This window comes from Enemella evansiae (genome assembly GCF_002250705.1).
GTDB classification, from domain to species: Bacteria; Actinomycetota; Actinomycetes; order Propionibacteriales; family Propionibacteriaceae; genus Enemella; species Enemella evansiae.
This window is the reverse complement of sequence record NZ_NMVP01000023.1, coordinates 202381-226809: the sequence shown is the minus strand read 5'-3', so window position 1 is coordinate 226809 and position 24429 is coordinate 202381. Positions and strand designations below refer to the sequence as shown.

At 70.0% G+C, this 24429-nt stretch carries 22 protein-coding genes; 13 read left to right on the top strand and 9 right to left on the bottom strand.

Annotated elements, in window-relative coordinates:
- Positions 1-461: 461 nt before the first annotated feature.
- Positions 462-1064, bottom strand: coding sequence for a flavin reductase family protein (locus tag BI335_RS13155; RefSeq protein WP_094404284.1), 603 nt, complete (start codon positions 1062-1064; stop codon positions 462-464).
- A gap of 42 nt (positions 1065-1106) precedes the next feature.
- A complete protein-coding gene (fahA, locus tag BI335_RS13150; protein WP_094426431.1) occupies positions 1107-2279 on the bottom strand; it encodes a fumarylacetoacetase in 1173 nt (390 codons plus the stop codon).
- Between the two features lie 94 nt (positions 2280-2373).
- Here fahA and BI335_RS13145 point away from each other — a divergent pair, with 94 nt between their 5' ends.
- Genes BI335_RS13145 through BI335_RS13135 form a run of 3 tightly spaced genes read left to right on the top strand, consistent with a single transcriptional unit; the run spans position 2374 to position 4275 of the window.
- A complete protein-coding gene (locus BI335_RS13145) occupies positions 2374-2838 on the top strand; it encodes an SRPBCC family protein (RefSeq protein WP_094426429.1) in 465 nt (154 codons plus the stop codon).
- 2 nt (positions 2839-2840) lie between these two features.
- The gene (locus BI335_RS13140; protein WP_094356909.1) at positions 2841-3551 is read left to right on the top strand and encodes a histidine phosphatase family protein; all 711 of its coding nucleotides are present in this window, start codon (positions 2841-2843) and stop codon (positions 3549-3551) included.
- A gap of 10 nt (positions 3552-3561) precedes the next feature.
- Positions 3562-4275 carry a transporter substrate-binding domain-containing protein gene (locus BI335_RS13135; RefSeq protein ID WP_094426427.1) on the top strand — a complete coding sequence of 238 codons (714 nt, stop codon included), beginning with the start codon at positions 3562-3564 and terminating at the stop codon, positions 4273-4275.
- A gap of 60 nt (positions 4276-4335) precedes the next feature.
- On the opposite strand, the gene BI335_RS13130 is transcribed toward BI335_RS13135, so the two are convergent.
- The 5 genes from BI335_RS13130 to BI335_RS13110 all read right to left on the bottom strand — a co-directional run bounded on the left by BI335_RS13130 (position 4336) and on the right by BI335_RS13110 (position 8918).
- Complete coding sequence (locus BI335_RS13130; protein WP_094426425.1) at positions 4336-5004, bottom strand: DUF4333 domain-containing protein; 669 nt, start codon at positions 5002-5004, stop codon at positions 4336-4338.
- Between the two features lie 126 nt (positions 5005-5130).
- Positions 5131-5973 (bottom strand): hypothetical protein, encoded by an 843-nt coding sequence (locus tag BI335_RS13125; protein WP_208109237.1) that lies wholly within the window; start codon positions 5971-5973, stop codon positions 5131-5133.
- The gene (locus BI335_RS13120) at positions 5966-7201 is read right to left on the bottom strand and encodes a homogentisate 1,2-dioxygenase (protein WP_094426422.1); all 1236 of its coding nucleotides are present in this window, start codon (positions 7199-7201) and stop codon (positions 5966-5968) included. Before BI335_RS13120 ends, BI335_RS13125 begins: the two co-directional genes overlap by 8 nt.
- 173 nt (positions 7202-7374) lie before the next feature.
- Positions 7375-8601: an NAD(P)/FAD-dependent oxidoreductase gene (locus tag BI335_RS13115; RefSeq protein WP_094426420.1), complete on the bottom strand. Its 1227-nt coding sequence runs from the start codon at positions 8599-8601 to the stop codon at positions 7375-7377.
- Complete coding sequence (locus BI335_RS13110; RefSeq protein ID WP_094426418.1) at positions 8601-8918, bottom strand: 2Fe-2S iron-sulfur cluster-binding protein; 318 nt, start codon at positions 8916-8918, stop codon at positions 8601-8603. Before BI335_RS13110 ends, BI335_RS13115 begins: the two co-directional genes overlap by 1 nt.
- 119 nt (positions 8919-9037) lie before the next feature.
- Between BI335_RS13110 and BI335_RS13105 the strand changes: the two genes are divergently transcribed.
- Together BI335_RS13105 and BI335_RS13100 are read left to right on the top strand one after the other, a co-directional pair.
- Positions 9038-9949 carry a LysR substrate-binding domain-containing protein gene (locus BI335_RS13105; protein ID WP_094426416.1) on the top strand — a complete coding sequence of 304 codons (912 nt, stop codon included), beginning with the start codon at positions 9038-9040 and terminating at the stop codon, positions 9947-9949.
- Positions 9950-10070: 121 nt separating this feature from the next.
- Positions 10071-11273, top strand: coding sequence for a cytochrome P450 (locus BI335_RS13100; protein WP_094426414.1), 1203 nt, complete (start codon positions 10071-10073; stop codon positions 11271-11273).
- On the opposite strand, the gene BI335_RS13095 is transcribed toward BI335_RS13100, so the two are convergent.
- Positions 11257-12486 carry a GAF domain-containing protein gene (locus tag BI335_RS13095; protein WP_229119580.1) on the bottom strand — a complete coding sequence of 410 codons (1230 nt, stop codon included), beginning with the start codon at positions 12484-12486 and terminating at the stop codon, positions 11257-11259. The two genes, BI335_RS13100 and BI335_RS13095, sit on opposite strands and share 17 nt — an antisense overlap.
- 161 nt (positions 12487-12647) lie before the next feature.
- On the opposite strand from BI335_RS13095, the gene BI335_RS13090 reads away from it, so the two are divergent.
- The gene (locus BI335_RS13090; RefSeq protein ID WP_094426410.1) at positions 12648-14498 is read left to right on the top strand and encodes a flavin-containing monooxygenase; all 1851 of its coding nucleotides are present in this window, start codon (positions 12648-12650) and stop codon (positions 14496-14498) included.
- A 34-nt stretch (positions 14499-14532) separates the two neighbouring features.
- On the opposite strand, the gene BI335_RS13085 is transcribed toward BI335_RS13090, so the two are convergent.
- Positions 14533-15930 carry an MFS transporter gene (locus BI335_RS13085; protein WP_208109238.1) on the bottom strand — a complete coding sequence of 466 codons (1398 nt, stop codon included), beginning with the start codon at positions 15928-15930 and terminating at the stop codon, positions 14533-14535.
- A gap of 161 nt (positions 15931-16091) precedes the next feature.
- On the opposite strand from BI335_RS13085, the gene BI335_RS13080 reads away from it, so the two are divergent.
- Genes BI335_RS13080 through BI335_RS13050 form a run of 7 tightly spaced genes read left to right on the top strand, consistent with a single transcriptional unit; the run spans position 16092 to position 24419 of the window.
- Positions 16092-17567 carry a fumarylacetoacetate hydrolase family protein gene (locus BI335_RS13080; RefSeq protein WP_094431429.1) on the top strand — a complete coding sequence of 492 codons (1476 nt, stop codon included), beginning with the start codon at positions 16092-16094 and terminating at the stop codon, positions 17565-17567.
- Positions 17564-18238: a GntR family transcriptional regulator gene (locus tag BI335_RS13075; RefSeq protein WP_094431427.1), complete on the top strand. Its 675-nt coding sequence runs from the start codon at positions 17564-17566 to the stop codon at positions 18236-18238. Before BI335_RS13080 ends, BI335_RS13075 begins: the two co-directional genes overlap by 4 nt.
- A 37-nt stretch (positions 18239-18275) precedes the next feature.
- Positions 18276-19790, top strand: a complete 1515-nt coding sequence (gene hpaE / locus BI335_RS13070) for a 5-carboxymethyl-2-hydroxymuconate semialdehyde dehydrogenase (RefSeq protein WP_094431424.1) — start codon at positions 18276-18278, stop codon at positions 19788-19790.
- Between the two features lie 29 nt (positions 19791-19819).
- On the top strand, positions 19820-20917 hold the full coding sequence (gene hpaD, locus BI335_RS13065) for a 3,4-dihydroxyphenylacetate 2,3-dioxygenase (RefSeq protein ID WP_094426406.1): 1098 nt from the start codon (positions 19820-19822) through the stop codon (positions 20915-20917).
- The gene (locus tag BI335_RS13060; RefSeq protein ID WP_094426404.1) at positions 20917-21717 is read left to right on the top strand and encodes a 2-keto-4-pentenoate hydratase; all 801 of its coding nucleotides are present in this window, start codon (positions 20917-20919) and stop codon (positions 21715-21717) included. The genes hpaD and BI335_RS13060 overlap by 1 nt, the downstream gene beginning before the upstream one ends.
- Positions 21702-22496: an HpcH/HpaI aldolase family protein gene (locus BI335_RS13055; RefSeq protein WP_094431421.1), complete on the top strand. Its 795-nt coding sequence runs from the start codon at positions 21702-21704 to the stop codon at positions 22494-22496. Before BI335_RS13060 ends, BI335_RS13055 begins: the two co-directional genes overlap by 16 nt.
- Positions 22497-24419, top strand: coding sequence for an FAD-dependent monooxygenase (locus BI335_RS13050; RefSeq protein ID WP_094431418.1), 1923 nt, complete (start codon positions 22497-22499; stop codon positions 24417-24419).
- The last annotated feature ends 10 nt before the right edge of the window (positions 24420-24429 follow it).

Sequence of the window (24429 nt, the reverse complement as noted above, 5' to 3'; positions counted from 1 at the left end):
TCACCTCCTCTCATCTGCTACATCCAATATTAGTCATCGTGTTCGAATAACTCAAGGGGTTTGGGGAGATCTTTTCGGGTTCATCTCGACACGGTCGCTGCGCGACCTACTCGATGAACGTGAGGGCGCAGGGGCGAAGGGGTTCATCTCGACACGGTCGCTGCGCGACCTACTCGATGAACGTGAGGGCGCAGGGGCGAAGGGGTTCATCTCGACACGGTCGCTGCGCGACCTACTCGATGAACGTGAGGGCGCAGGGGCGAAGGGGTTCATCTCGACACGGTCGCTGCGCGACCTACTCGATGAACGTGAGGGCGCAGGGGCGAAGGGGTTCATCTCGACACGGTCGCTGCGCGACCTACTCGATGAACGTGAGCGCGCAGGGGTGGTACGGGTTCATCTCGACACGTCGGCCATTGCTCCGCTTCGCTGCGCATGGCCGACTACTCGATGAACGGGGGTCAGTCGGGGCGGGTGAGGCGGAAAAGGTCGCCAGGGGCGGCCCATTCGTCGGGGCCGCCGAGGCGGGCGACGGGGTTCAGCTTCTGGTATGCGGGCCGCGGGCGTTTGGCGTCCGGGTCGAGCACCGACTCCTCGATCGCGACGCAGAGCACCTCACCGATGACCAGGAAGCTGTCACCGACCTCGACGATCCGGTGCAACCGGCACTCGATGGCGATCGGGGAGGCCGCGACCCGGGGCGGTGCGACCAACCGCGCCGGTTCGGTGGTCAGTCCGACCTCGGCGAATTCGTCAACGTCGGCAGGAAAAGTCGCCGAGGTGGCGTTCGCGGCCCCGGCCAGCTCCTCGCTGACGAAGTTGACCACGAACTCCCCGGTCTCCCGGACATTGGTCAGCGAGTCCTTGACCCCGTTCGAGGTGAACTGCACCATCGCCGGCCGCCGGGAGGCGACGGTGAAGAACGAATGCGGCGCCAGATTCACCACCCCGGCCGCGGACACCGTCGACACCCAGGCGATCGGGCGCGGCACCACGCTGGAGGTGAGCAGGGGATAGCCGGCCCGGGGATCCTCCTCGGCCAGCACGATCTCGCGTCGGGTCATGACCCCACTGTTGCCCGCCACCCGGGGGTCGGCAAACCGGTCTCACGCACAGGGCGCCGGCAGGATCTGCCCGCGTACCTCGCCGAAGCCGATCCGCGACCCGTGCGCCCCCGGTGCGGTCGCCGAGATCGCCACCTGATCACCGTCCAGCAGGAAGGTGCGCTCCTCACCGTTGACGGTGACCGGCTCCTTGCCACCCCAGGTCAGCTCGATGAACGCACCGCGCTGCTCCTTCTCCGGCCCCGAGATCGTCCCCGACGCATAGAGATCACCGGTCCGCGCCGTCGCCCCGTTCACCGTCATGTGCGCCAGCATCTGCGCCGGCGACCAGTACATCTCCCCGTACGGCGGACGCGAGACGACCTGCCCGTTCCAGGCCACCTCCAGCTCGATGTCCAGCCCCCAGCCGCGCTCCTCACGCAGATAGGGCAGCGGTGTCGGATCCTGGCCGGGCAGCTCCCGGCGGGCCTCGGTGAGCGCCAGCAGCGGTACCACCCAGGGCGAGATCGAGGTCGCGAAACTCTTGCCCAGGTGGGGACCCAGCGGCACGTACTCCCAGGCCTGGATGTCGCGGGCGGACCAGTCGTTGACCAGCACGCAGCCGAACACCGAACGTTCGAAATCGGCGGTGGTGAGCTGCTCACCGAGCCGCGACCCGGTGCCGACCACGAAGCCCAGCTCGGCCTCGATGTCCAACCGGGTGCTCGGCCCGAAGGTCGGCTCGCTGGCATCGGGTGCCTTCCGCTGCCCGCACGGCCGGCGGATGTCGGTGTCGGAGACCACGACCGTGCCCGAGCGACCGTGATAACCGACCGGCAGATGCTTCCAGTTCGGCAGCAGCGGCTCGGCATCGGGGCGGAACAACCGGCCCAGATTGCTGGCGTGGTGTTCGGAGGCATAGAAGTCGACGTAGTCGGCGACCTCGATCGGCATCTGCAGGGTGACCTCGCTCAGCGGGATCCGGGTCTCGGCGGGCAACGCCTGCTCGGTGATCCGCTCCTGCAGCTGCCGCCGCACCTCCACCCAGGACTCGTAGCCGCTGGCCATGAACGCGTTCAGCGACGGCTGCTCGAACCGCGGATCGCCGAACAGCTGTGCCAGATCGATCACCTCATCCCCGAGGCGTACGCCGACCCGCGGCGCACCGCCATCGACCGAGAACACTCCGTAGGGCAGGTTTTCCGGGCCGAACAGGGCGGCGTCATCGGCGGGCATGGCACTCCTTCTGGGCAGGTGCTGCGGGCGTACGCCGATCCTAACGGCCGCGGGTTTCGGCCGGCGCCGGTCACCGATGTGACACGATCGAGTGGTGAACCAGGACCAGCCGCGCTTCGTCACCGCCAGCCTCGACATCGCCGCCGAGCCCGCGGCGATCTTCGAGCTGATCGCCGATCCGGCGCAGCAGCCGCGCTGGGACGGCAACGACAATCTGGCCGAGGCCGCGCCCGGGCAGCGGATCCGCGCCGTCGGCGAGGTGTTCACCACCACCCTCACCAACGGGAAGGTCCGCGAGAACCACGTCGTGGAGTACGCCGAGGGCCGCCGGATCGCCTGGCGGCCGGCCGAACCCGGTACCGAACCACCGGGGCACCTGTGGCGCTGGGAACTGGAGTCGGTGCCGACCGGCGGCACCCGGGTCACCCACAGCTACGACTGGACCGAGCTGACCGACCCGGCGCGGCTGGAACGGGCCGGCAAGACCAGCGCGGACTGGCTGCTCGCCTCGCTGCACCGGCTCGCCGCCCTGGCCGACCCGACCCGGAGCGACCGCTGATCGTGGCCGAACCATCGGACTGCCCGGCACGCCGGTCCGCGCATCGCCCGCAGCGGATCATCCTGGTCCGGCACGGCGAATCCCAGGGCAACGCGGACGACTCGATCTATGAGACCGTGCCCGACCACGCGCTGACGCTGACCGAACGCGGCCGCGCCGAGGTGACCGAAACCGGGCACCGGCTGCGGGAGCTGATCGGCACCGAATCCCTGCGGATGTGGGTATCGCCGTATGTGCGGACCCGGCAGACCGCCGAACTGCTCGACCTCGGCGTACCCACCGACGAGATGCGGCTGGAACCACGGCTGCGGGAACAGGACTGGGCGAACTTCCAGGACCCGGTGCAGATCGCCGAGCAGAAACGGCTCCGCAACTCCTATGGCCACTTCTGGTATCGCTTCAGCGAAGGGGAATCCGGCAGCGACGTCTATGACCGGGTGTCGAGTTTTCTCGAGTCCCTGCACCGGAACTTCGACGATCCGGCGATGGAGGACAACGTCGTGCTGGTCACCCACGGTCTGACGATGCGGTTGTTCTGCATGCGCTGGTTCCATTGGAGCGTTGAGTTCTTCGAATCGATCAGCAACCCGCCCAATGGCGGATTCGTGGTGCTGAACCGGCAACCCGACAACCGCTACCAGCTCGCGGAACCCTTTGTGCAATGGGATTCCACGGTGCAACCGACACCGCGCGAACGCAGTTCCTGGCCCTAGGATCGGCCCCATGACCTCGAGCCCCGGCAGCGCACTCGCCCCGACCGGCACCCTGCGTGCGGTGATCAACCTCGGCAATCCGGTGCTCGCCGCCGGCACCGCGGACGCCCCGACCGGGGTCACCGTCGAGCTGGCCCGCGAGCTCGCCGAGCGGCTCGGTGTCCCGCTCGCACTGCGGACCGTCACCGGTGCGAAGGCCGCCTTCACCGCCCTGGTCGACGGGGAGGTCGATCTCGCCTTCCTGGCCGACGAACCCGCGCGCGCCGCGCAGGTCACGTTCACCGCGCCCTACCTGTTCATCGAGGGCGGATACGCCGTGCCGGCGGCCAGCGGGATCGACTCGGCCGACCAGGTGGACCGACCCGGCGTGCGGATCGGGGTCAAGGAGGGATCGGCCTACGACCTCTTCCTGACCCGTACGCTGCAGCACGCCGAGCTGGTCCGCGGGACCGACGGCACCGCCGTCTTCGCCGAGCAGGGCCTCGACGTGGCCGCAGGCATCCGCCAACCGCTCACCGCCTACGCCGCCGAGCACGGGCTGCGCATCCTGGAGCCGGCGTTCATGCAGATCCGCCAGGCGGTCGCCGGCCCGCGCGAGCTCCCTGCCGAAGCCGCGGCGTACCTCGCCGGATTCGTCGAGGACGCCAAGGCCTCCGGGCTCGTCGCCGCGGCCCTCGAACGCGCCGGCCAGACCGCGACCCTCGCCCCCGCCGCCGGAGACTGAAGGACCCGGCCCGCGGGGGAGAGTCCGCGGACCGGGTGGCCTTCGTGGGGTGCCTCCGGGTCAGGAGACGTTGCGGAAGGTGAAGTTGACCTTGCCGTCGGGGTCGATCGTGGTCACCTCGACCTCGACCTTGCCCCTGCGATCGAGTGAACTCCAGTCGCAGGTCATCGTGGTGCCGACCTTGGCGGCGAGATCGCGCGGGCAGTCGACGATCACCGTCTGCCCGCTCTGGTCCTTGACCTTGTTCATGATCGCCAGCTCGACGTTCACCCGGGCGACCTTGCCCCCGCTGGTCGTCGGCTCGTCGGTGGGCTCGTCGCTGGGCTCCGGGGACGGGGTGGAGCTGGGCTCCTCACTCGGGCTGGTCGTCGGCCTCGAGGTCGGGCTCGCCGAGGGACCGGTGTTCCCGCCGGCCGGCGTGCTGTCCATCCGGAAGCTGTAGTCCACGGTGCTGCCCCGGACGCCGCTGACACTGACCCGGACGGGGTAGACATTGCCGTTGATCAGGGCGCTGCAGTCCATCGACGTGCCCTGCTCACCCTTGAGGTCGCTCGGGCAGGTGACCGTCGGCTGGGTGTTGGTCTGGTTCGCGATCTCGGTGGTCAGCTTCGCCTCGACGTCGGCCTTCTTGACCGACTTGCTGCCGAACGAGAATCCCGCCGTGCAGCCGGTCACGGACAGGACCGCGGCCAGGGTGGCGGCGGCCAGGGAGATGGCGGTGCGGCTCATGTTCACTCCTTTGCAGTGCACCCGGGGTCCCGGGCGGTGCCGCGGTTGCCGGGCACGCGTGGAGTGACGCAGCCTCTTTGCACCCGGTTCCCGAATGCAAATACTTCTGCAAAGTTTTTTGTCTGGTCAGTTCAGACCCAGCAGCTCGTCCAGCTCCTCGACGGGTTCATCGATGCTGCAGGTGCCGAAGGACCGGAACGAGCGGCGGACTCCCGGATCCAGACCGGCCAATCCGGCGGCGACCCGTTTCGGGTCACGTTCGGCCAGCGCCGCCGCGACCTGGTCGTCGTCCGCACCGGTCAGCGCGGCGCCGGTGGCGGTGAGCAGGTTCGCGAAGCCGTGCTGTTCGAGCTCACCGGCCTCGCTGTCGGCGGTGTTGCGGATCGCGTGGTGGAGCCCGGCGGTGGCCTTGAACGGCACCTGTGATCGCACGGCCGCCCGGATCGCGGTGGCCAGCTGCGCATCGGTGGGATAGAGCTCGGGGGTCACCCCACCGGTCCGCAGCTTGGCCATCACCGGGGTACCGGCCAGGGCCTCGATCACCGCGGTGTCGTAGCCGCCGTCGGCACCCCGGGGGATCTCCAGGAACAGTTGGACCCCGGGCAGCACGGCGGCGAGCTCGGTGAGCCGCCAGGTCAGCCGGTCCGGTGCCGGGTCGCCGAGCACCAGTTCGAGCGCGGCCAGCCGGATCGAGGAGATGGTGATCGCGTCCTCGGCCACCGCGGCCGCCTCGGTCACCGGGACACCGGTCAGCGAGATCTCCAGCGCCCCGTCCGCCCAGCCGCGGGTGAGCCGGGGGATCTCGTCCAGTGCGGAGCGCGGCAGGACCAGCGGGCCGACCAGGTCGCGGTGCGCGGAGCGGCGGTGTGCCCGATGATCGGGGACGGCCTGTTCGAGCGGTTTGTTGCCGGGCGGGAAGACCGCGGCGTCGTCCAGAAGTCCTTGCAGCAGGGGATTCGCGTCAGCCACGATCGCCCCCGGGCTTCTCGTCGGCGGCCGCGGCGCCACCCGCGTTCCGGACCCAGCTCCAGGCGTACGAGTCGTCCTCGCTGGCGGTGGCGCCCTCACCCAGATCGAGCGGGCGGAAGGTGTCAACCATCACCGCGAGCTCGTCGAAGAACTCCGCACCGATGGAGCGTTCGTACGCCCCCGGCTGCGGCCCGTGCACGTGGCCGGACGGGTGCAGGGAGACCGATCCCTGGCCGATGCCGGAGCCCTTGCGGGCCTCGTAATCCCCACCGCAGTAGAACATCACCTCATCGGAGTCGACGTTCGAGTGGTAGTAGGGCACCGGGATCGACAGCGGGTGGTAGTCGACCTTGCGCGGGACGAAGTTGCAGACCACGAAGTTGGTGCCCTCGAACACCTGGTGGCTGGGCGGCGGCTGGTGCACCCGACCGGTGATCGGCTCGTAGTCGTCCACGCTGAACTTCCACGGATACAGGCAACCGTCCCAGCCGACCACGTCGAAGGGGTGGTTGGCGTGCACCATCTCGGTGCCGGTGATGCCGGCCCGGCCGTGGTGCTTGGTGAGCACCGGCACGTCGGTACCGGTCATCTCGAAGGTCTCGTTCGGCCCGTGCAGGTCGCGCTCGCAGTAGGGCGCGTGCTCCAGCAGCTGGCCGTAGCGGGACAGGAACCGCTTCGGCGGGGCGATGTGCGAGTTCGCCTCGATGATGTACGCCCGCACCGGCTCGGAGCCGTGCGGCAGCCAGCGGTGGATGGTGGCCCGCGGGATCAGCAGGTAGTCGTGGCCGGTCGCCTCGATCACCCCGAAGACGGTCTCCAGCCGGACATCCCCGGATTCGATGTAGACCAGCTCGTCACCGGTGGCGTTCTTGTAGAGCGGGCTCTCGGCGCGGGCGACGACGTAGCCGATCCTGACATCGTTGTTGCCGAGCAGCAGCCGCCGACCGTTGACCATGTCGGTGCTCGCCCAGCTCTCCTCGGCGAACAGGTCGTGCAGCTTGAAGTGCCGGGGCAGCAGCGGATCGTTGGGCCGGGTCTGCTGGTCGGGCAGCTGCCAGGGCCGAGTCGCCGAGATCGCCGAGGGGATGTTGCGGTGGTAGAGCAGCGAGGAATCGGCGGAGAACCCCTCCTCACCCATCAGCTCCTCGTAGTAGAGGCCGCCGTTGCTGTTGCGGTGCTGGGTGTGCCGCTTCGGCGGAATGCTCCCCACGCTGCGGTAGTACGCCATCGATCCTCCCTGACCGGTCCGGACTCCCACGACTCAGTTAGTACATGGATGTACTAAATTGTACCCGACCCTCCGCACCATGTCAGCAGTTATCGCCCGTCTGAACGACGAACACCGGCGGATGGGGCCCAAGAGATTGCTCGGGCGAGTCGATCGGGGAATTGCCCGGTCGTTCAGGCCAGGGCCTTGGCGGCCGCCTTCAGGGTGAACCCGGGTTCCCGGGCCTGCTCGGGGGTGACCCCACCGCCGCCGGCGGCGATCAGCTTCCGGGCGGCCAGGTGATCACCCGGGGCGCCGACGCTCTCCACGCAGACCAGCCGGCCGTCGATGAAACCGAGCACGCTGCCCTTCCCGGCGTCCAGCTCCCCGGTGGTCACGGTCTCCATCTCCGGCACCGCCAGGCCCGCGATCTGCAGCTTCGTGCCGCACTGCACGGTCCAGAACCACGGCACCGCGGTGTACGCCTCCGCGGTCCCGGTCAGCGTCCGGGCCAGTGCCCGCGCCTGATCGGTGGCGTTCTGCACCGCCTCCAACCGGACCCGGCAACCGGCGTACCCGCTCGGATAGGAGGCCACGTCACCGATCGCATAGATGTGCGGGTCGCTGGTCCGCAGCTGCTCGTCCACCGCGATCCCGTTGTCGATCCTCAGGCCCATCTCCCGACCCAGCTCGTCGGCCGGGGTGATGCCCAACCCGAGCACCACCAGATCGGCCTCGTACCGGGCCCCGCTGCTGCCGATCACCGCGCTCACCCGGCCGTCGCTGCCCTCCAGTTCCGCCAGTCCCTCGCCGAAGACCAACCGCGCGCCCGCGGCCTGATGCCGCGCGCGATAGTGCTCGGACATCGCCGGGCTCAGCACCCGCTGCATCGGCCGCTCGGCCAGCTCCAGCACGGTCACCGCCAGGCCGCGCTTCTCGGCGGCCGAGGCGAACTCCAGCCCGATGAAACCGGCACCGACGACCACCACCCGCCGGGCGTCCGCGAGCATCGAGCGGACCCGGATCGCATCGTCCAGGGTGCGCAGGATCAACACCCCATCCAGCTCGGACCCCGCACAGGGCGCGGGCCGGCCGTGCGCCCCGGTCGCCAGCACCAGGTCGTCGTAACCCAGTTCGGTGCCGTCGGCCAGCCGGACGATCCGGGCCTCGCGGTCCACCCGCTCGACCGGGGAGCCGAGCAGCAGGCGTACCCGCTGGTCCGCCCAGAACTTCGCCGCCCGCATCGGCAGCGGGCTCGCGTCCGCGCCCGGATCGACGTAGTCCTTGGACAGCGGCGGCCGCTGGTAGGGCTCGTGGGTGGCGCCGTCGACGATCGTCAGCTCCCCGTCGTAACCCTGCCGGCGCAGCGCGTCGGCGGCCTCGACCCCGGCATGCCCGGCGCCGATGATGACGATCGCCATCAGACCTGCTCCTCGGGCAGGCGCACCGCGAGGGTCTCGAAGTCGGCGCCGGCGGTGAGCTGGCAGCCGAGCCGGGACTCCTCGGTCCGCTCGCTCGCGGTCTCCTCGAGCATCTCCTCCTCATCCTCGGAGATCTCCGGGAGGCCGGTCTGGTCGGCGACGTAGACGTGACAGGTCGCGCACATCGCCTGGCCACCGCACTCGCCGACGATCCCGTCGACCCCGTTCGCCAGCGCAGCGCGCATCACCGAGACCCCGGCCTCGACGTCGACCTCGTCGACGGAGCCGTCGGAATGGGTGTACGAAATGTGGGGCATCGTTGCTCCTCCTCGCCGGGCCGCACCTGCGCGGCGTCGTGGCACCGAGTGAAGCACGTCCCCAATCCTCGGGAAAAGCGCCTATTCTCGGGTTGCAAACACGACTGGATCGAGGAATCGTGCCCGACTTCACGCTGCGCCAGCTCGAGTGTTTCGTCGCGGTCGCCGACGCGGCCACCATCGCGGCCGCCGCCGAGCAGCTGCACGCCTCGCCGTCGGCGGTCGGGGCCGCCATCGAGGAGCTGGAGCGGCACCTGGGCGAGCGGTTGACGGTACGCCGGCGGGCGCACGGGGTCACCCTCACCTCCGCGGGTTCGGCCCTGCTGCCGCGGGCCCGGGCGTTGCTGACCGCGGCCGCCGACCTGCAACCGGCCGCCGACGGTGCGCTGGCCGGCAGTCTGGTGGTGGGCTGTTACGAGACCCTGGCGCCGTCGCTGCTGCCGCGCATCGTCGAGGGGTTCGAGGCGGAGCATCCGGCGGTGCGGGTACGCCTGGCCGAGGGCTCCCAGTACGAGCTGCTGGACGGGCTGGAGTCCGGTCTGATCGACGCGGCGATCCTCTACGAGCGCGATCTGCGCGGCGACCTCGACACCATCGTGCTCTACCGGTTGCCCGCGCACGTGCTGCTGCCGGCCGATCATCGACTGGCCGGCGCGGACCGGGTCCGGCTCGCCGACCTGGCCGAGGAGCCCTTCATCCAGTACAACGTCGAGCCCGCCTGGCAGAACACCCAGGCCCTGTTCACCGCGACCGGCGTACGCCCGAACGTCCGGTACGTGACCGGGAACTACGAGCTGGCCCGGTCCCTGGTCGGCCGCGGTCTCGGCTACACCGTGCTGGTGCAGCGGCAGGCCACCGACCGCACCTACGAGGGCGGCCGGGTGGCGGTCTGCGAGATCGATCCGCAGCCGCAGCCGACCACCATCGTGCTCGCCTGGCCCAGGGAGACGGGCCGCTCGCGGCTGCTGCGGACGCTGGTGGGGTGGGCGCCCGGCCAGGTGCAGAAGTGGCGGACCGGCGTACGCGGTTGACCGTGGGCCGCCCCGGGTGATTCCACGACTCACTCGCGTTTCCACCCCTGATATCTGCGCGTGCGCCGATGAAGCGGCGGTGCGAGACTCGGCACAGGCCTCCCGAGGAAGTGAGTACGCCATGCAGGATGCAGCAGCGCCGACCACCGCACCGGTCATCGACTGGTTCGACCCGCACGAGATGTTCGCCGACCCCTACCCCGGGTACGCCCGGCTGCGCGAGGTCGGTCCGGTCGTGCAGGTGCCGACCATCGGGCGCCACCTGATGACCAGCCAGGCGGCGGTACTGGCCGCCGAGCACGATCCCGAGACCTTCTCCTCGCACAGCTCACCCAATCTGATGGTCGAGGCCCTCGGTGGCCGGCCGATGCTGCGCCTGGACGACCCGGCACACGCCGAGGAGCGCGGCGCGGTGAACCCGACACTGCGGCCGAAGGCGATCAAGACGGTCTGGTCGGCGAAGTTCGAGAAATCCGTCGACCGCTGGCTGGACCGGCTGGCCGAGGTGTCCGACCCCGACCTGAACCGGGACTTCGCGGCCCCGGTCGCCAGCCAGAACCTGATCGACCTGGTCGGCTTCGACGTGGTCGACGGGGTCACCGTCGATGACATGGCCCGCTGGTCGACCGACTACATCGCCGGGATCGGCAACATCCTCGACGACCAGGACATCTGGGCTCGCTGCACCCGCTCCCGCGAGGAGGTGGACGCGGTCCTCGACGAGCTGATCCCGCGGCTGGCCAAGGAACCGAACGGCTCGGTGACCAGCCACCTGATGCAGGCCGGGCTGTCCGAGGACCAGGTCCGGGTGAACACCCGGCTGACGATCTCCGGCGGGATGAACGAACCCCAGCACATGATCACCGCGATGGTCTGGGCACTCGAGCAGCACCCCGAACAACGCGCGATGGTGCTCGATGACCCGTCGCTGTTCGGCGGCGCCTTCGAGGAGACCGTCCGCTGGCAGTCACCGATCGGCATGGTGCCCCGGCAGACGACCCGGGACGTCGAGGTGCTCGGGGTGCAGATCCCCGAGGGCGCCCAGGTCGGTGTGCTGCTCGCCAGCGCGAACCGGGACCCGGAGGCCTTCCCCGACCCGGACCGCTTCGACATCACCCGGCACGCCCGCGGCCATGTCGGCTTCGGCAACGGCGCCCACATGTGTGCCGGTCGCTGGGCCGCCAAGACCGCGGTCGGTGAGATCGCGCTGCCGCGGCTCTATCAGCGGTTCCCCGACCTGGCGCTGGCCGCCGACCGCCCGGCCAGCTGGGCCGGCTGGGTTTTCCGCGGGATCACCGAGCTGCCGGTCACGCTTCGGGCGTGACCCCCTCCTCGATGCGGAACCGGACATCCCGGGAGATCCGATAGGGGTGTGACTCCACCAGCGCGCCCACGCTGCGCCGCAACCGGGACAGCTCGGCGCGGATGGTGACGGCATGGTCGGGGTCGCCGTAGACCAGGTTGCTCAGCTCGGCCGCGGTCAGACCCGCCGCCGGAGCACCGGCCAGCAGCCGGAGCAGCTCGACGTGCCGGGCGGTCAGCGGCGCCCGCCACGGGCCGTCGGCGGAATCGACCTCGAGCACCCGCTCGGCGGCGATCAGCCGCGCACTCATCCGGGCCTCGGCGGCCTCCGGGCGCAGCAGCCACCCCTCGGCCAGCCGTTCGGGCAGGCAGATACCGAGACCGGGGACCGCCAGCGGGTGCTGCTGCTGCGGCACCTGGACCCGGTCCCGGCGGGCCAACCCGGCCTGGTGGGCCACCCAGCCCAGGTCGTCGACCACCAGCAGCGGGCCGCGGGCCCCGACCAGCAGCGGTTCGGCGGTCCGCCGCAACCGGTCCAGCCGCTCCCGGTGCAGGTCGCCCAGCCGGGCCTCGGCCAACCGGACCGCGCTCTCCACCAGCACCCGGATCGTCGGGTGCAGGGTGAGCGCCGGGCCGCTGACATCGACCACACCCAGCAGCTCACCGGTGCGCGGGTCGTGGATCGGCCGGGCCGAGCAGTACCACGGGTGCTGGGCCTGGGCAAAGTGTTCGGCGGAGAACAGCTCGACCGGCGCGGCCTCGGCCAGTGCGGTGCCGATCGCGTTGGTACCGACCGTCTGCTCGGTCCACAGCGCGCCCTCGGCGAAACCCAGGGAGTCGGCCTGGCGGCGTACCCGGGTCGATCCCTCGCGCCACAGCACCACCCCGTCCGCGTCGGTGACCACCATCAGATAGCTCGATGCATCGGCCACCGAGGTCAGCACGTGCCGGAGCTCGTCGATCACCAGGGTCAGTGCGGAGGCGGTACGCCGCCGCTCGACCTCGGCGAGCGGCAGCGGATCCCGGGCATTGCTCGCGTCCGCGGCCAGCCCGGTGGCCATCACCCGGCGCCAGGAGCGGACGACCAGCTCCCGCACCGGTGGGGCCTTCGTCGGCCGCAACCCCGACAGGATCGCGTCGTGCAGGACGCGGAGCTCCCGGGCACGCAGGCTCAGATCGGTCCCCGGCGCGACCGCGCCACCCCGCCTCGTTCGGTCCTGCATGGTTCGGGCCATCGTCGTCCTTGTCGTCGGCTCGCCTTCGAGGATAGATGCCGGATGTGACGGCCGCCACGCCCGCGCCCCGGACGTTGCAACACGATGCAACGCTGTCGCCCCCGCTGTGGTCGGGGTGTGATGTGACCCTCGCCACAGATGACCGACCAGGGAGGCACCGCATGACCCAGACCCTCGATCCGGCCGCCGACGCCACGACCGACACCGGGGCTCCCAGCGACCCGCAGGCCCGCGTCGACGCCTGGTTGGCCCGTTTCCAGCAGGCGCTGTCCGCCGCGGACGGTGCGGCGACCGCGGACCTGTTCGCCACCGAGAGCTACTGGCGCGACCTGATCGCGTTCACCTGGAACCTGAAGACCGTCGAGGGGCGGGAGCAGGTGGCGGACCTGGTCACCCAGACCGGCGAGCGGACCGCCGCCACCGGTTTCGCCACCTCCGAGCCGCCGGAGGAGGCCGACGGGGTGATCACCGCCTGGCTCCGCTTCGAGACCGCCGTCGGCCGCGGGATGGGCCTGGTCCGGCTCGTCAGCGAGGACGGTGAGGACCGCGCCTGGACCCTGCTGACGGCGATGTATGAGCTGAAGGGCCACGAGGAGCCACGCGGCACGCACCGCCCGATGGGTGCCGAACACGGTGCGAACAAGCAGCGCAAGACCTGGCAGGAGCGCCGGCAGGAGGAGGCCGAGAACCTCGGGTCGACCACCCAGCCCTATGTGCTCGTGGTCGGCGGCGGACAGGGCGGCATCGCGCTGGGCTCGCGGTTGCGGCAGCTCGGCGTACCCGCACTGGTCGTCGACAAGCATCCGCGCCCCGGTGACCAGTGGCGGCAGCGCTACAAGTCGCTCTGCCTGCACGACCCGGTCTGGTACGACCACCTGCCCTACCTGAAGTTCCCCGACAACTGGCCGGTGTTCGCGCCCAAGGACAAGATCGGTGACTGGCTGGAGAGCTACGTCAACGTGATGGAGGTGCCCTACTGGTCGAGCACCCAGGTGAAGAGCGCCTCCTTCTCCGAGGAGGCCGGCGAGTGGACCGTCGAGCTGGAGCGGGAGGGCCGGGCGCTGACCCTGAAGCCCACCCAGTTGGTGTTCGCGACCGGGATGAGCGGCAAACCGCGGATCCCGGAGATCCCCGGGGTGGAGAAGTTCAAAGGCGATGTGCACCATTCCTCCGCGCATCCCGGACCGGACGCGTACGCCGGGAAGCAGGCGGTGGTGATCGGCAGCAACAACTCCGCCTTCGACATCTGTGGGGCGCTGTGGGAGCACGACGCGGACGTGACCATGGTGCAGCGCTCGTCGACCCACATCGTGAAGAGCGGCAGCCTGATGGAGTACGGGCTCGGCGATCTCTATTCCGAGCGGGCACTGGCGGCGGGGGTGACCACCGAGAAGGCGGACCTGATCTTCGCCTCGCTGCCCTACCGGATCATGCACACCTTCCAGATCCCGGCGTACGAGAAGATGGCCGAGGCCGACAAGGACTTCTACGACCGGTTGGAGAAGGCCGGATTCTGGCTGGACTGGGGCGATGACGGGTCCGGGCTGTTCATGAAGTACCTGCGCCGCGGCTCGGGCTACTACATCGACGTCGGGGCCGCCGACCTGGTCGCCGACGGTCAGGTGAAGCTGGCGCACGGGCAGGTCACCGAGTTCACCGAGAACGGGGTCCGGTTCGACGACGGCACCGAGCTCCCGGCCGATGTGGTCGTCTTCGCCACCGGTTACAACTCGATGAACGGCTGGGTCGCCGACCTGATCGACCAGGAGACCGCCGACCGACTCGGCAAGTGCTGGGGGCTCGGCTCGGACACCACCCTCGATCCGGGTCCGTGGGAGGGCGAGCAGCGCAACATGTGGAAGCCGACCCAGGTGCCGAATCTGTGGATGCACGGTGGCAACCTGCACCAGTCCCGGCACTACTCGCTCTATCTGGCGCTGCAGCTCAAGGCCCGCCTGGAGGGCATCGACACACCCGTCTACGGCCTCCAGGAGGTGCATCACACCGGTTGAGAAGGGCACCGCCGCATCGGTGGATTCCGTTACCTCACACGGAATCCGCGCGGTGCCGCGGGGTCTCCTCGACCTCGGTCGGGTCACCGGGCCGCCAGCTGTCCCACTGCCCGGAGCGCTCGAAGCCGATGTCCAGAGGGATGTGGCTGCGGTCCTTCAGCAGGATCGCCGCCGTGGTGCCGATCGCGATCATCACCACCAGGTAGGCCACGATGGCCCAGGTGGTGCCGGTGGCCTGCAGCAGCGCCTGGGCGATCGAGGCGGCGAAGGCGCCGCCGAAGATCGCGCCGATCGCATAGCTGATCGAGACCCCGGAGAAGCGCACCGAGGCGGGGAACATCTCGGCGTACCAACCGGCCTGCGGACCATAGGTGAGGCCGAGCCCGATCGCCAGCAGGGAGGCGCCGAGACCGATCCCGGTGACGCCCTGCTTGACCAGCTCGAACAGCGGGATCGCCGCGGCCAGCAGCAGCACGTAACCGAGGATGAAGGTGCGCTTCCGGCCGAAGCGGTCGGAGAGCCAGCCACCGAAGAGGGTGGAGAGGAACCAGACGAAGGCGCTGACCAGGATCGCCAGCTGGACGCCGACCGGGTTGAATCCGTACCCGCCCTGGGCCGGTGGGCGGGAAGCCAGGCCCTGGATGTAACCGCCGGTGGTCATGTAGCCGAGCGCGTTGTTGCCGGCGAAGAGCATCGCCGCGAGCACGACGATCCCGCCGTACCGCTTGAACAGCACGCCGATCGGGGCCGACTCCTGCTCCTTGTGCTCCTGGATCTCCTGGAAGACCGGCGATTCCTCGACGGTGCGCCGGACCACGTAACCGACGACGATCAGCACGATCGAGACCAGGAAGGGCACCCGCCAGCCCCAGGCCAGGAAGGCCGGACCGGGCGCGACGCTGCGCATGATCGCCAGCATCGCGGAGGCGAGCATCATCCCCAGCGGTACGCCCAGCTGCGGGAACATGCCGTAGAGGCCGCGCTTGCGGGCCGGCGCGTGCTCGACCGACATCAGCACCGCGCCACCCCATTCGCCGCCGGCGGAGATGCCCTGCAGGATGCGCAGCAGCATCAGCAGCACCGGGGCGGCGACGCCGATGGTCTCGTAGGTGGGCAGCAGGCCGACCAGGGTCGTCGCGCCACCCATCAGCAGCAGCGTGAGCACCAGCATCGGGCGGCGGCCGAGCTTGTCGCCGAAGTGGCCGGCGAGGAACGCGCCCAGGGGCCGGAAGAGGAAGGACAGGCCGATGGTGAGCAGCGAGAGGATCGTCGCGAACTCCGGCCCGGCCGGTTTGAAGAAGAGTTCGGCGAACACCAGGTTCGCCGCGAAGGAGTAGATGAAGAAGTCGTACCACTCGATGGTGGTCCCCACGATCGTCGCCGCGACGACCTTCCTGCGTTCTCTGGGACTGCTGTGCACCGCTGTGTTCACGGGGAGACTCCCTTGTCTCGGTATGTCGGCGTCTCGGCTGTATCGGCCGCGGACGATTCGTATCATATACGATCCGGTACGCCGCGGCGAGAGTCAACAGTCGGATCCGGATCGGGCTCGAACCGTTGTCAGCCCTCGATGGATCGTATACGATGCATCCCATGGCGACGACGCACACCCCCTCGGTACCGGCTCCGGCCCAGCTGGCCTGGGAGCTGCTGGGCACCCGCCCCGGCACCGTGTTCGCGATGCACATCTCCTATCCGGCCCGCGCCGCGCAGAAGGGGCGTACGCCCGAGGCCCCCGGCTACTTCCTCAAGCCGCCCACCTCCCTGGCGCCGGCGGGGGAGGTCGAACTGCCGGCCGGCTGCGAGATCCTCGGTTTCGAGGGCGAGATCGCGCTGGTGATCGGCACCGGTGGCCGCCGGATCCCGGTCGAACAGGCCTGGGACGCCGTCGCCGCGGTGACCGCCGCCAACGACCTCGGCGTCTTCGATCTGCGCTGGGCCGACAAGGGGGCGAACGTCCGCTCCAAGGGCGGCGACGGTTACACCCCGATCGGCCCGGACCTGCTGCCGGCCGCCGAACTCGACCCGGCCGCCCTCGAGATCCGGGTCTGGAAGAACGGCGAGCTGGTCCAGTCCGACGACACCTCGACGCTGCTGTTCTCGCTGCCGCAGATCGTCTCCGACCTCTCCCAGCTGATCACCCTCGAACCGGGCGATGTGATCCTCACCGGCACGCCCGCCGGCGCCTCCACCTTCAGCCCCGGTGAGACCGTCGAGGTCGAGGTGCGCGCGGGTGAGCGGTCCACCGGCCGGCTCGCGACCACCGCGGTTGCGGGCAGCGAGCCGCTGCCGGCGTACAGCCCGCAACCGAAACCGACCCCCGAGCAGTGGGCGGATGCCTCCGGCCGGCCCATCGAGGAGTTCACCGGACCCGCGGAAACCACGCTGAGCAAGGAGACCGCCGAGCGGTTGCGCGGGGTCGCGGTCGCCACCCTGGCCCAGCTGATGCGCAAACGCGGGCTGAACGATGTCACCATCGACGGGCTGGCACCGCTGCAACCGGGCGCCCGCCTGGTCGGGACCGCGCGCACCCTGCGCTACGTCCCCGGCCGCGAAGACCTGTTCGCCTCCCACGGCGGCGGATACAACGCACAGAAACGGCTCTTCGACTCCCTGCGCCCCGGTGAGGTGGTGGTGATCGACGCCCGCGGCGAACGGGACGCCGGCACCCTCGGCGACGTGCTCGCGCTCCGGGCCCGGCAGCTCGGCGCCACCGGGCTGATCACCGACGGCGCGGTCCGGGACGCCGACGTGGTCGCCGAGATCGGCGTACCCACCTGGTCGGCCGGCTCCCATCCCGCCGTCCTCGGCCGCCGGCACGTGCCCTGGGCGCTCGATGAGACCGTCGCCTGCGGGGGCACCACCGTGCAGCCCGGGGACGTGATCGTCGGCGACGGTGACGGCCTGCTGGTGATCCCACCCGGAATGGTCGAAGAACTCCTCACCGCCGCCGAACAGCAGGAGGCCGAGGAGGAGTTCATCGCCGAGATGGTCCAACAGGGCCACAAGGTCGACGGGCTCTTCCCGATGAACGCCGAATGGCGGGCCCGCTTCCAGGAGCAGCGATGACCCGGGCGACGGCGAGCAAATCCCAACAGGCGTACGAGATCCTGCGTGCCCGGATCGTCGAGGGTCGCTACGAACCGGGGATGCGGCTGGTCCTGGCCCAGCTCGGCGCCGAGCTCGGTGTCAGCGTGGTCCCGGTCCGCGAGGCGATCCGCCGGCTGGAGGCCGAGGGCCTGGTCACCTTCGAACGCAATGTCGGGGCCCGGGTCGCCGAGATCGACGAGCGGGAATACCTGGAGACCGTGCAGACCCTGTCGATCGTCGAGGGCGCCGCGGTGATGTACGCCGCGGAGGTCCCGGACGCGATCGATCTGGAGCAGGCCCGCGAACTCAACGACCTGCTCCGCGACAGCCTGGCCGACCTGGAACCGGTCCAGTTCACCCGGCTCAACGAGGCCTTCCACCGGGCCCTCAGCGATCCCTGCCCGAACAGCCATCTCCGTGATCTGGTGGATCGCGGTTGGCACCGGCTCGCCCGCCTGCGCCGCTCCACCTTCGCCTACGTGCCGACCCGCGCGGCCGCCTCGGTCGCTGAGCACGACCGGATCCTCGAACTGATCGGCACCGGTGCCGACCCGCGGGCCATCGAACTCGCGGTCCGGGAACACCGGCTCGCCACCCCGCAGGCCTTCCTGCACCGCCCGGGCCACGAGGCGCCGGCGGACCTCCGATGACTCAGAAACCGTTCCACCGAAAGAAAGCAGGGCATCCATGAGCCAGCGACCAGCGAATCTGCCGAGCCACCTGCAGCACTACATCGGCGGACGGCACGTCGACTCCGTCGGCGGTGAGAAGTTCGACGTGCTCGACCCGGTGACGAACGAGGTGTACGCCACCGCGGCCGCCGGTCAGCAGGCCGACATCGACGCCGCCGTCGCCGCGGCCACGACCGCGTTCAAAGAGGGCCCCTGGCCGGGGATGAAAGCGCGCCAGCGGGCGAAGATCCTGCAGCGGATCGCCGACATCGTGACCTCCCGGGACGCCGAACTGGCGGCCTTCGAGACCTTCGACTCCGGCCTGCCGATCACCCAGGCCAGGGGTCAGGCGCAGCGCGCCGCCGAGAACTTCCGCTTCTTCGCCGACCTGATCGTCGCCCAGCGTGACGACGCCTACCAGGTGCCGCACAGCCAGCTGAACTACGTCCACCGCAAACCCAAGGGGGTGGCCGGGCTGATCACGCCGTGGAACACCCCGTTCATGCTGGAATCCTGGAAGCTCGGCCCCGCACTCGCCTCCGGTTGCACCGTGGTGCTCAAGCCGGCGGAGTTCACCCCGCTGTCGGCCTCCCTGTGGGCCGGGATCTTCGAGGAGGCCGGACTGCCCGAGGGGGTGTTCAACCTGGTCAACGGCATCGGCGAGGAGGCCGGTGACGCACTGGTCAAGCACCCCGGCGTCCCGCTGATCTCCTTCACCGGTGAGTCCCGGACCGGCCAGCTGATCTTCCGCAACTGCGCCGAGGGATTGAAGGCCATGTCGATGGAGCTCGGTGGCAAGTCCCCGGCCGTCGTCTTCGCCGACGCCGACCTGGACGCCGCCATCGACTCCACGCTGTTCGGGGTCTTCTCGTTGAACGGTGAGCGCTGCACCGCGGGGTCCCGGATCCTGGTCGAGCGGTCGATCTACGACGACTTCGTCGAGCGGTACGCCGCCCGGGCCCGCAACGTCGTGGTCGGCGACCCGTCGGACCCGAAGACCGAGGTCGGTGCGCTGGTCCACCCCGAGCACTTCGAGAAGGTGATGTCCTATGTCGAGATCGGCAAGGGCGAGGGCCGGTTGCTGGCCGGCGGGGGCCGGCCCGAGGGACTGGAGACCGGCAACTACGTCGCCCCGACCGTGTTCGCCGATGTCGCGCCCGAGGCGCGAATCTTCCAGGAGGAGATCTTCGGCCCCGTCGTCGCGATCACCCCGTTCGACGACGAGTTGGAGGCGCTCGAGCTGGCGAACGACACCCGCTACGGCCTGGCCGCCTACATCTGGACCAGTGATCTGGTCCGCGGGCACACCTTCGCCCAGGGCGTGGAGGCCGGGATGGTGTGGCTGAACAGCCACAACGTGCGCGACCTCCGCAGCCCCTTCGGCGGGGTGAAGGCCTCCGGTCTCGGCCAGGAGGGCGGCTACCGCAGCCTCGACTTCTATTCCGACCAGCAGGCCGTGCACATCACGCTCGGCGACGTCCACACCGCCCGCTTCGGCTCCGTCGAGGACGCCGCCGAACTGGCCGAATGACCTTACCCAGCAGCAAAGGAGCCGCACCCATGAGCGAGACACCCAGCACCGAGATGCCGCCGCCACCCGACATCGTCCGGTGCGCATACCTGGAGCTGGTCGTCACCGACCTGGCCGCCAGCCGGAAGTTCTACGTCGACCTGCTCGGCCTGCACGTCACCAAGGAGGACGACGAGGCGATCTACCTGCGCTCGCTGGAGGAGTTCATCCACCACAACCTGGTGCTGCGCAAGGGCCCGGTCGCCGCGACCGCCGCCTTCGCCTTCCGGGTGCGTACGCCCGAGGACGTGGACCGGGCCGAGGCCTGGTACCGGGCATCGGGGTGTCGCACCGAGCGTCGCGCCGACGGTTTCGTCGACGGGATCGGTGACGCGGTGCGGGTGGAGGACCCGCTCGGTTTCCCCTACGAGTTCTTCCACGAGGTCGACCACGTCGAGCGGCTCACCCAGCGCTACGACATCTACGACGCCGGCGAGCTGGTCCGGCTCGACCACTTCAACCAGGTGACCCCCGACGTGCCGCGCGGGCGGGCGTACCTGGAAAGCCTCGGATTCCGTGTCTCGGAAGACATCCAGGACGCCGACGGGGTCACCTACGCCGCCTGGCTGCACCGCAAGCAGACCGTGCACGACACCGCGCTGACCGGTGGCGACGGGCCACGGATGCACCACATCGCCTTCGCCACCCACGAGAAGCACAACATCATCCAGATCTGCGACAAGATGGGCGCGCTGCGGATCTCCGACCGGATCGAGCGCGGACCCGGCCGGCACGGGGTGTCGAACGCGTTCTACCTCTACATCCTCGATCCCGACGGGCACCGGGTGGAGATCTACACCCAGGACTACTACACCGGCGACCCGGACAATCCGACGATCACCTGGGACGTGCACGACAACCAGCGCCGCGACTGGTGGGGCAACCCGGTGGTGCCGTCCTGGTACACCGAGGCCAGCCTGGTGCTCGATCTGGACGGCAACCCGAAGGAGGTCGTCGAACGCTCCGACGCCCGGGAGATGGATGTCACCGTCGGCGCCGACGGCTTCTCCTACACCCGGGCCCCCGGGGACGCGGTCGCCGCCGAACCCGACGAGGAGGTCGGCTTCAAGATGGGTCATCAGGTCTGATGGCCGGCGGGGGGCGCGGCCTGGACGACCGGACCGTGGCGCAGCTGGCCGACGAACTCGCCGCGGCGAGCGAGTCGCGGACCACGATCGAGCTGATCACCGCGCGGTATCCGGAGATGACCATCGAGGACTCCTATGCCGTGCAGCGGGTCTGGCGGTCCCGGCGGGAGGCGGCCGGGCGGACGCTGGTCGGCCGCAAGATCGGCCTCACCTCACGGGCGATGCAGCAGGCGACCGGGATCGACGAACCCGACTACGGGGTGATCTTCGACGACCAGGTCTTCGACTCCGGCGTACGCATCCCCTTCGACCGCTACTCGAACGTGCGGATCGAGGTCGAGCTCGCCTTCGAACTCGGCGCCCCGGTGGCCGCTGGTGCCTCGGTCGAGGAGGTGCTGGCCGCGACCGCCGCGGTGATCCCCGCGCTGGAGGTGCTGGACTCGCACATCCAGCTGCAGGGCCGCACCATCGTTGACACGATCAGCGACAACGCCGCACTCGGGGCGATGGTGCTCGGCGAGCGGATCCCGCCCGAACAGATCGACGACCTGCGCTGGGTCGGGGCGATGCTCTCCCGCGGTGCGGTGATCGAGGAGTCCGGGGTCTCTGGTGCGGTGCTCGGGCATCCGGCCCGCGGCGTCGTCTGGCTCGCCGACCGGCTCGCCGGGCACGGCGACCGGCTGGCCGCCGGTGAGATCATCCTGGCAGGCTCATTCACCCGTCCGATGTGGGTCGAGCGCGGCGACCGGGTGAGCTGCGACTACCACGAACTGGGACAGGTGACATGCTCCTTCGACTGAAACCGACCTTCGCCGACCGGCTGCGGGAGAGCACCGAACCATTGGTCGGGCTCTGGGCGGCGAGCGGCAGCCCGGTCGCCACCGAGATCGTCGCCGGATCCGGGGCCGACCTGGTGCTGATCGACGCCGAGCACGGGCCGATCGACGCCAGCACCGCCCTGCCGCTGCTGCAGGCGGTCGCCGGTCACGACTGCACCGCCCTGGTCCGGGTGCCGTGGAACGACGCGATCGCGATGAAACGGTTCCTCGACATCGGTGCCCAGAACCTCATCGTGCCCACCGTCTCCAGTCCCGGCGAGGCCGAGGCGGCGGTCCGGGCGATGCGCTATCCGCCGGCGGGGGTACGCGGGATCGGCTCGGCGCTCGCCCGCGCCTCCCAGTGGACCCGGGTGCCCGACTACGTGCCGAACGCCGATGCGTACGTGTCGCTGACCGTGCAGATCGAGACCGCCGAGGCCGTCGAGCGGGCCGCCGAGATCGCCGCCGTCGACGGTGTCGATGCGATCTTCATCGGCCCCTCGGATCTGGCCGGGTCGATGGGGCAGCCCGGTCCCGAGGTGGTCGGTGCGGCGGTGCTGCGGACCATCGAGGCCGTCCGGGCCGCCGGCAAGCCGGTCGGGGTGAACGCCTTCGTGCCCGCCGACGCCGAGCGCTATCTGGCAGCCGGGGTGGACTTCGTCGTCGTCCAGGCCGATGTCACCGTGCTGGCGCGCGGGCTCGACGCCGCGGTGTCGCAGGCCCGCGGCGCCGTCCGGGAGGAGCGGGGAGGGGTGTACTGAGTGCAGTTCCACCACTTCGGTTATGTGACCAGCGATCCGCGGGTCCTGCCCGCGGCCGGGATCGGGCTGGACCGCCCGGCCGAGCTCCCCGATGAGATGGATGTGCTGATCGTCGGCACCGGTCCGGCGGGGATGCTGCTCGGTGCCCAGTTGTCGATGTACCCGGGCGTGCACACCCGGATCATCGAGCGCCGCGCCGGGCGGCTGGAGCGGGGCCAGGCCGACGGGTTGCAGCCGCGCTCCATCGAGACCTTCCAGGCCTTCGGTTTCGCCGACCGGCTGCTGGCCGAGGCGTACCGGATCATCGAGATGCAGTTCTGGCGACCCGATCCCACCGACCGGGCCCGGATCGCCCGCGCCGAGAAGGTGATCGACAGCGCCGCCCTGCCGGGGAGCGCGCTGAGCGAGTTCCCGCACGTGATCTGCAACCAGGCCCGGGTGCAGGACTACTTCGCCGAATACATGGCCAACTCGCCGAGCCGGATGACCCCCGACTACGGCTGGGAGCTGGCCGAGCTGCGCGTCGAGGAGTCGGGTACGCATCCAGTGGTGGCGACGCTGCGGCGTACCGCCGGTGACGAGGTGGGGGAGGAGCGGGTGGTCCGCGCCCGGTACGCGGTCGGCTGCGACGGTGCCCGCAGCCAGGTCCGCACCGCGATCGGCGGAACCCTGCGCGGCGACTCCCGGAACCATGCCTGGGGGGTGATGGATGTGCTGGTGAAGACCGACTTCCCCGACATCCGCACCAAGTGCGCGATCTCCTCCGATGCCGGCAGCATCCTGCTGATCCCGCGGGAGGGCAACTCGCTGGTCCGGATCTATGTCGACCTGGGGGATCTGGCGCCCGACGACGCGCACCGCATCCGGGCCACCCCGATCGAGAAGATCATCGAGATCGCCCAGCGGATCTTCCGGCCCTACCGGCTCGAGGTGCCGCACGTCGCCTGGTGGAGCGTCTACGAGGTCGGCCAGCGGCTCACCGACACCTTCGACGACGTCCCGGCCGAGCGGCGCGGTGCGCAGCGGCCGCGGGTGTTCATCGCCGGCGACGCCTGCCACACCCATTCGGCGAAGGCCGGGCAGGGGATGAATGTGTCCATGCAGGACACCTTCAACCTGGGGTGGAAACTCGGCTCGGTGCTGACCGGGCTGAGCCCGGCGGAGCTGTTGGACAGCTATTCCAGCGAACGCCAGGTGGTGGCGCAGAAGCTGATCGACTTCGACCGCGAATGGTCGACGCTGATGGGTGCGCGGACCTTCGACCCGGCGCATCCCGAGCTGGGTGGCATCGATCCGCAGGAGGTCTACGACCACTACGTGCGCTCGGAGATCCAGGCCTCCGGCTTCGGCGTGCACTACCAACCGTCGGTGCTGACCGCCGGGGCGGAGTACCAGGGGTTGGCGACCGGTTTCCCGATCGGGCAGCGGTTCCGCTCGGCACCGGTGACCCGGGTCTGCGACGCGGTACCGATCGAGCTCGGCCATCATGCGCGGGCCGACGGGCGGTGGCGGTTGTACGCCTTCGCCGGGCCCGAGGCGCCGGGACAGGGTGGCGCGATCGAGGCCTGGGCGGACTGGCTGCGCACCGCACCGGAGTCGCCCTATGTCCGCACCCGGGTCGACGGCGCGGATGCCGGGGCGGTTTTCGACGTGAAGGTGATCTGGCAGCAGGACCATGATCAGATCGAGCCCGGTGACGTGCCGGCGGTGTTCCGGCCCGAGTTCGGGCCCTTCGGGGTGATCGACGAGGAACTGGTGTACGCCGCCGACCCGGCCGAGGACATCTTCACCGCCCGCGGCATCGACCGCGCGGGCTGTGTCGTCGTGGTCCGCCCCGATATGTACGTCGGCGCCCTCCTCCCGCTCGACCGCCCCGACCTGCTCGCCGCCTACTTCGCCCCCCTCCTCCTCCCCGCCCCGTAGCAGTTGATCA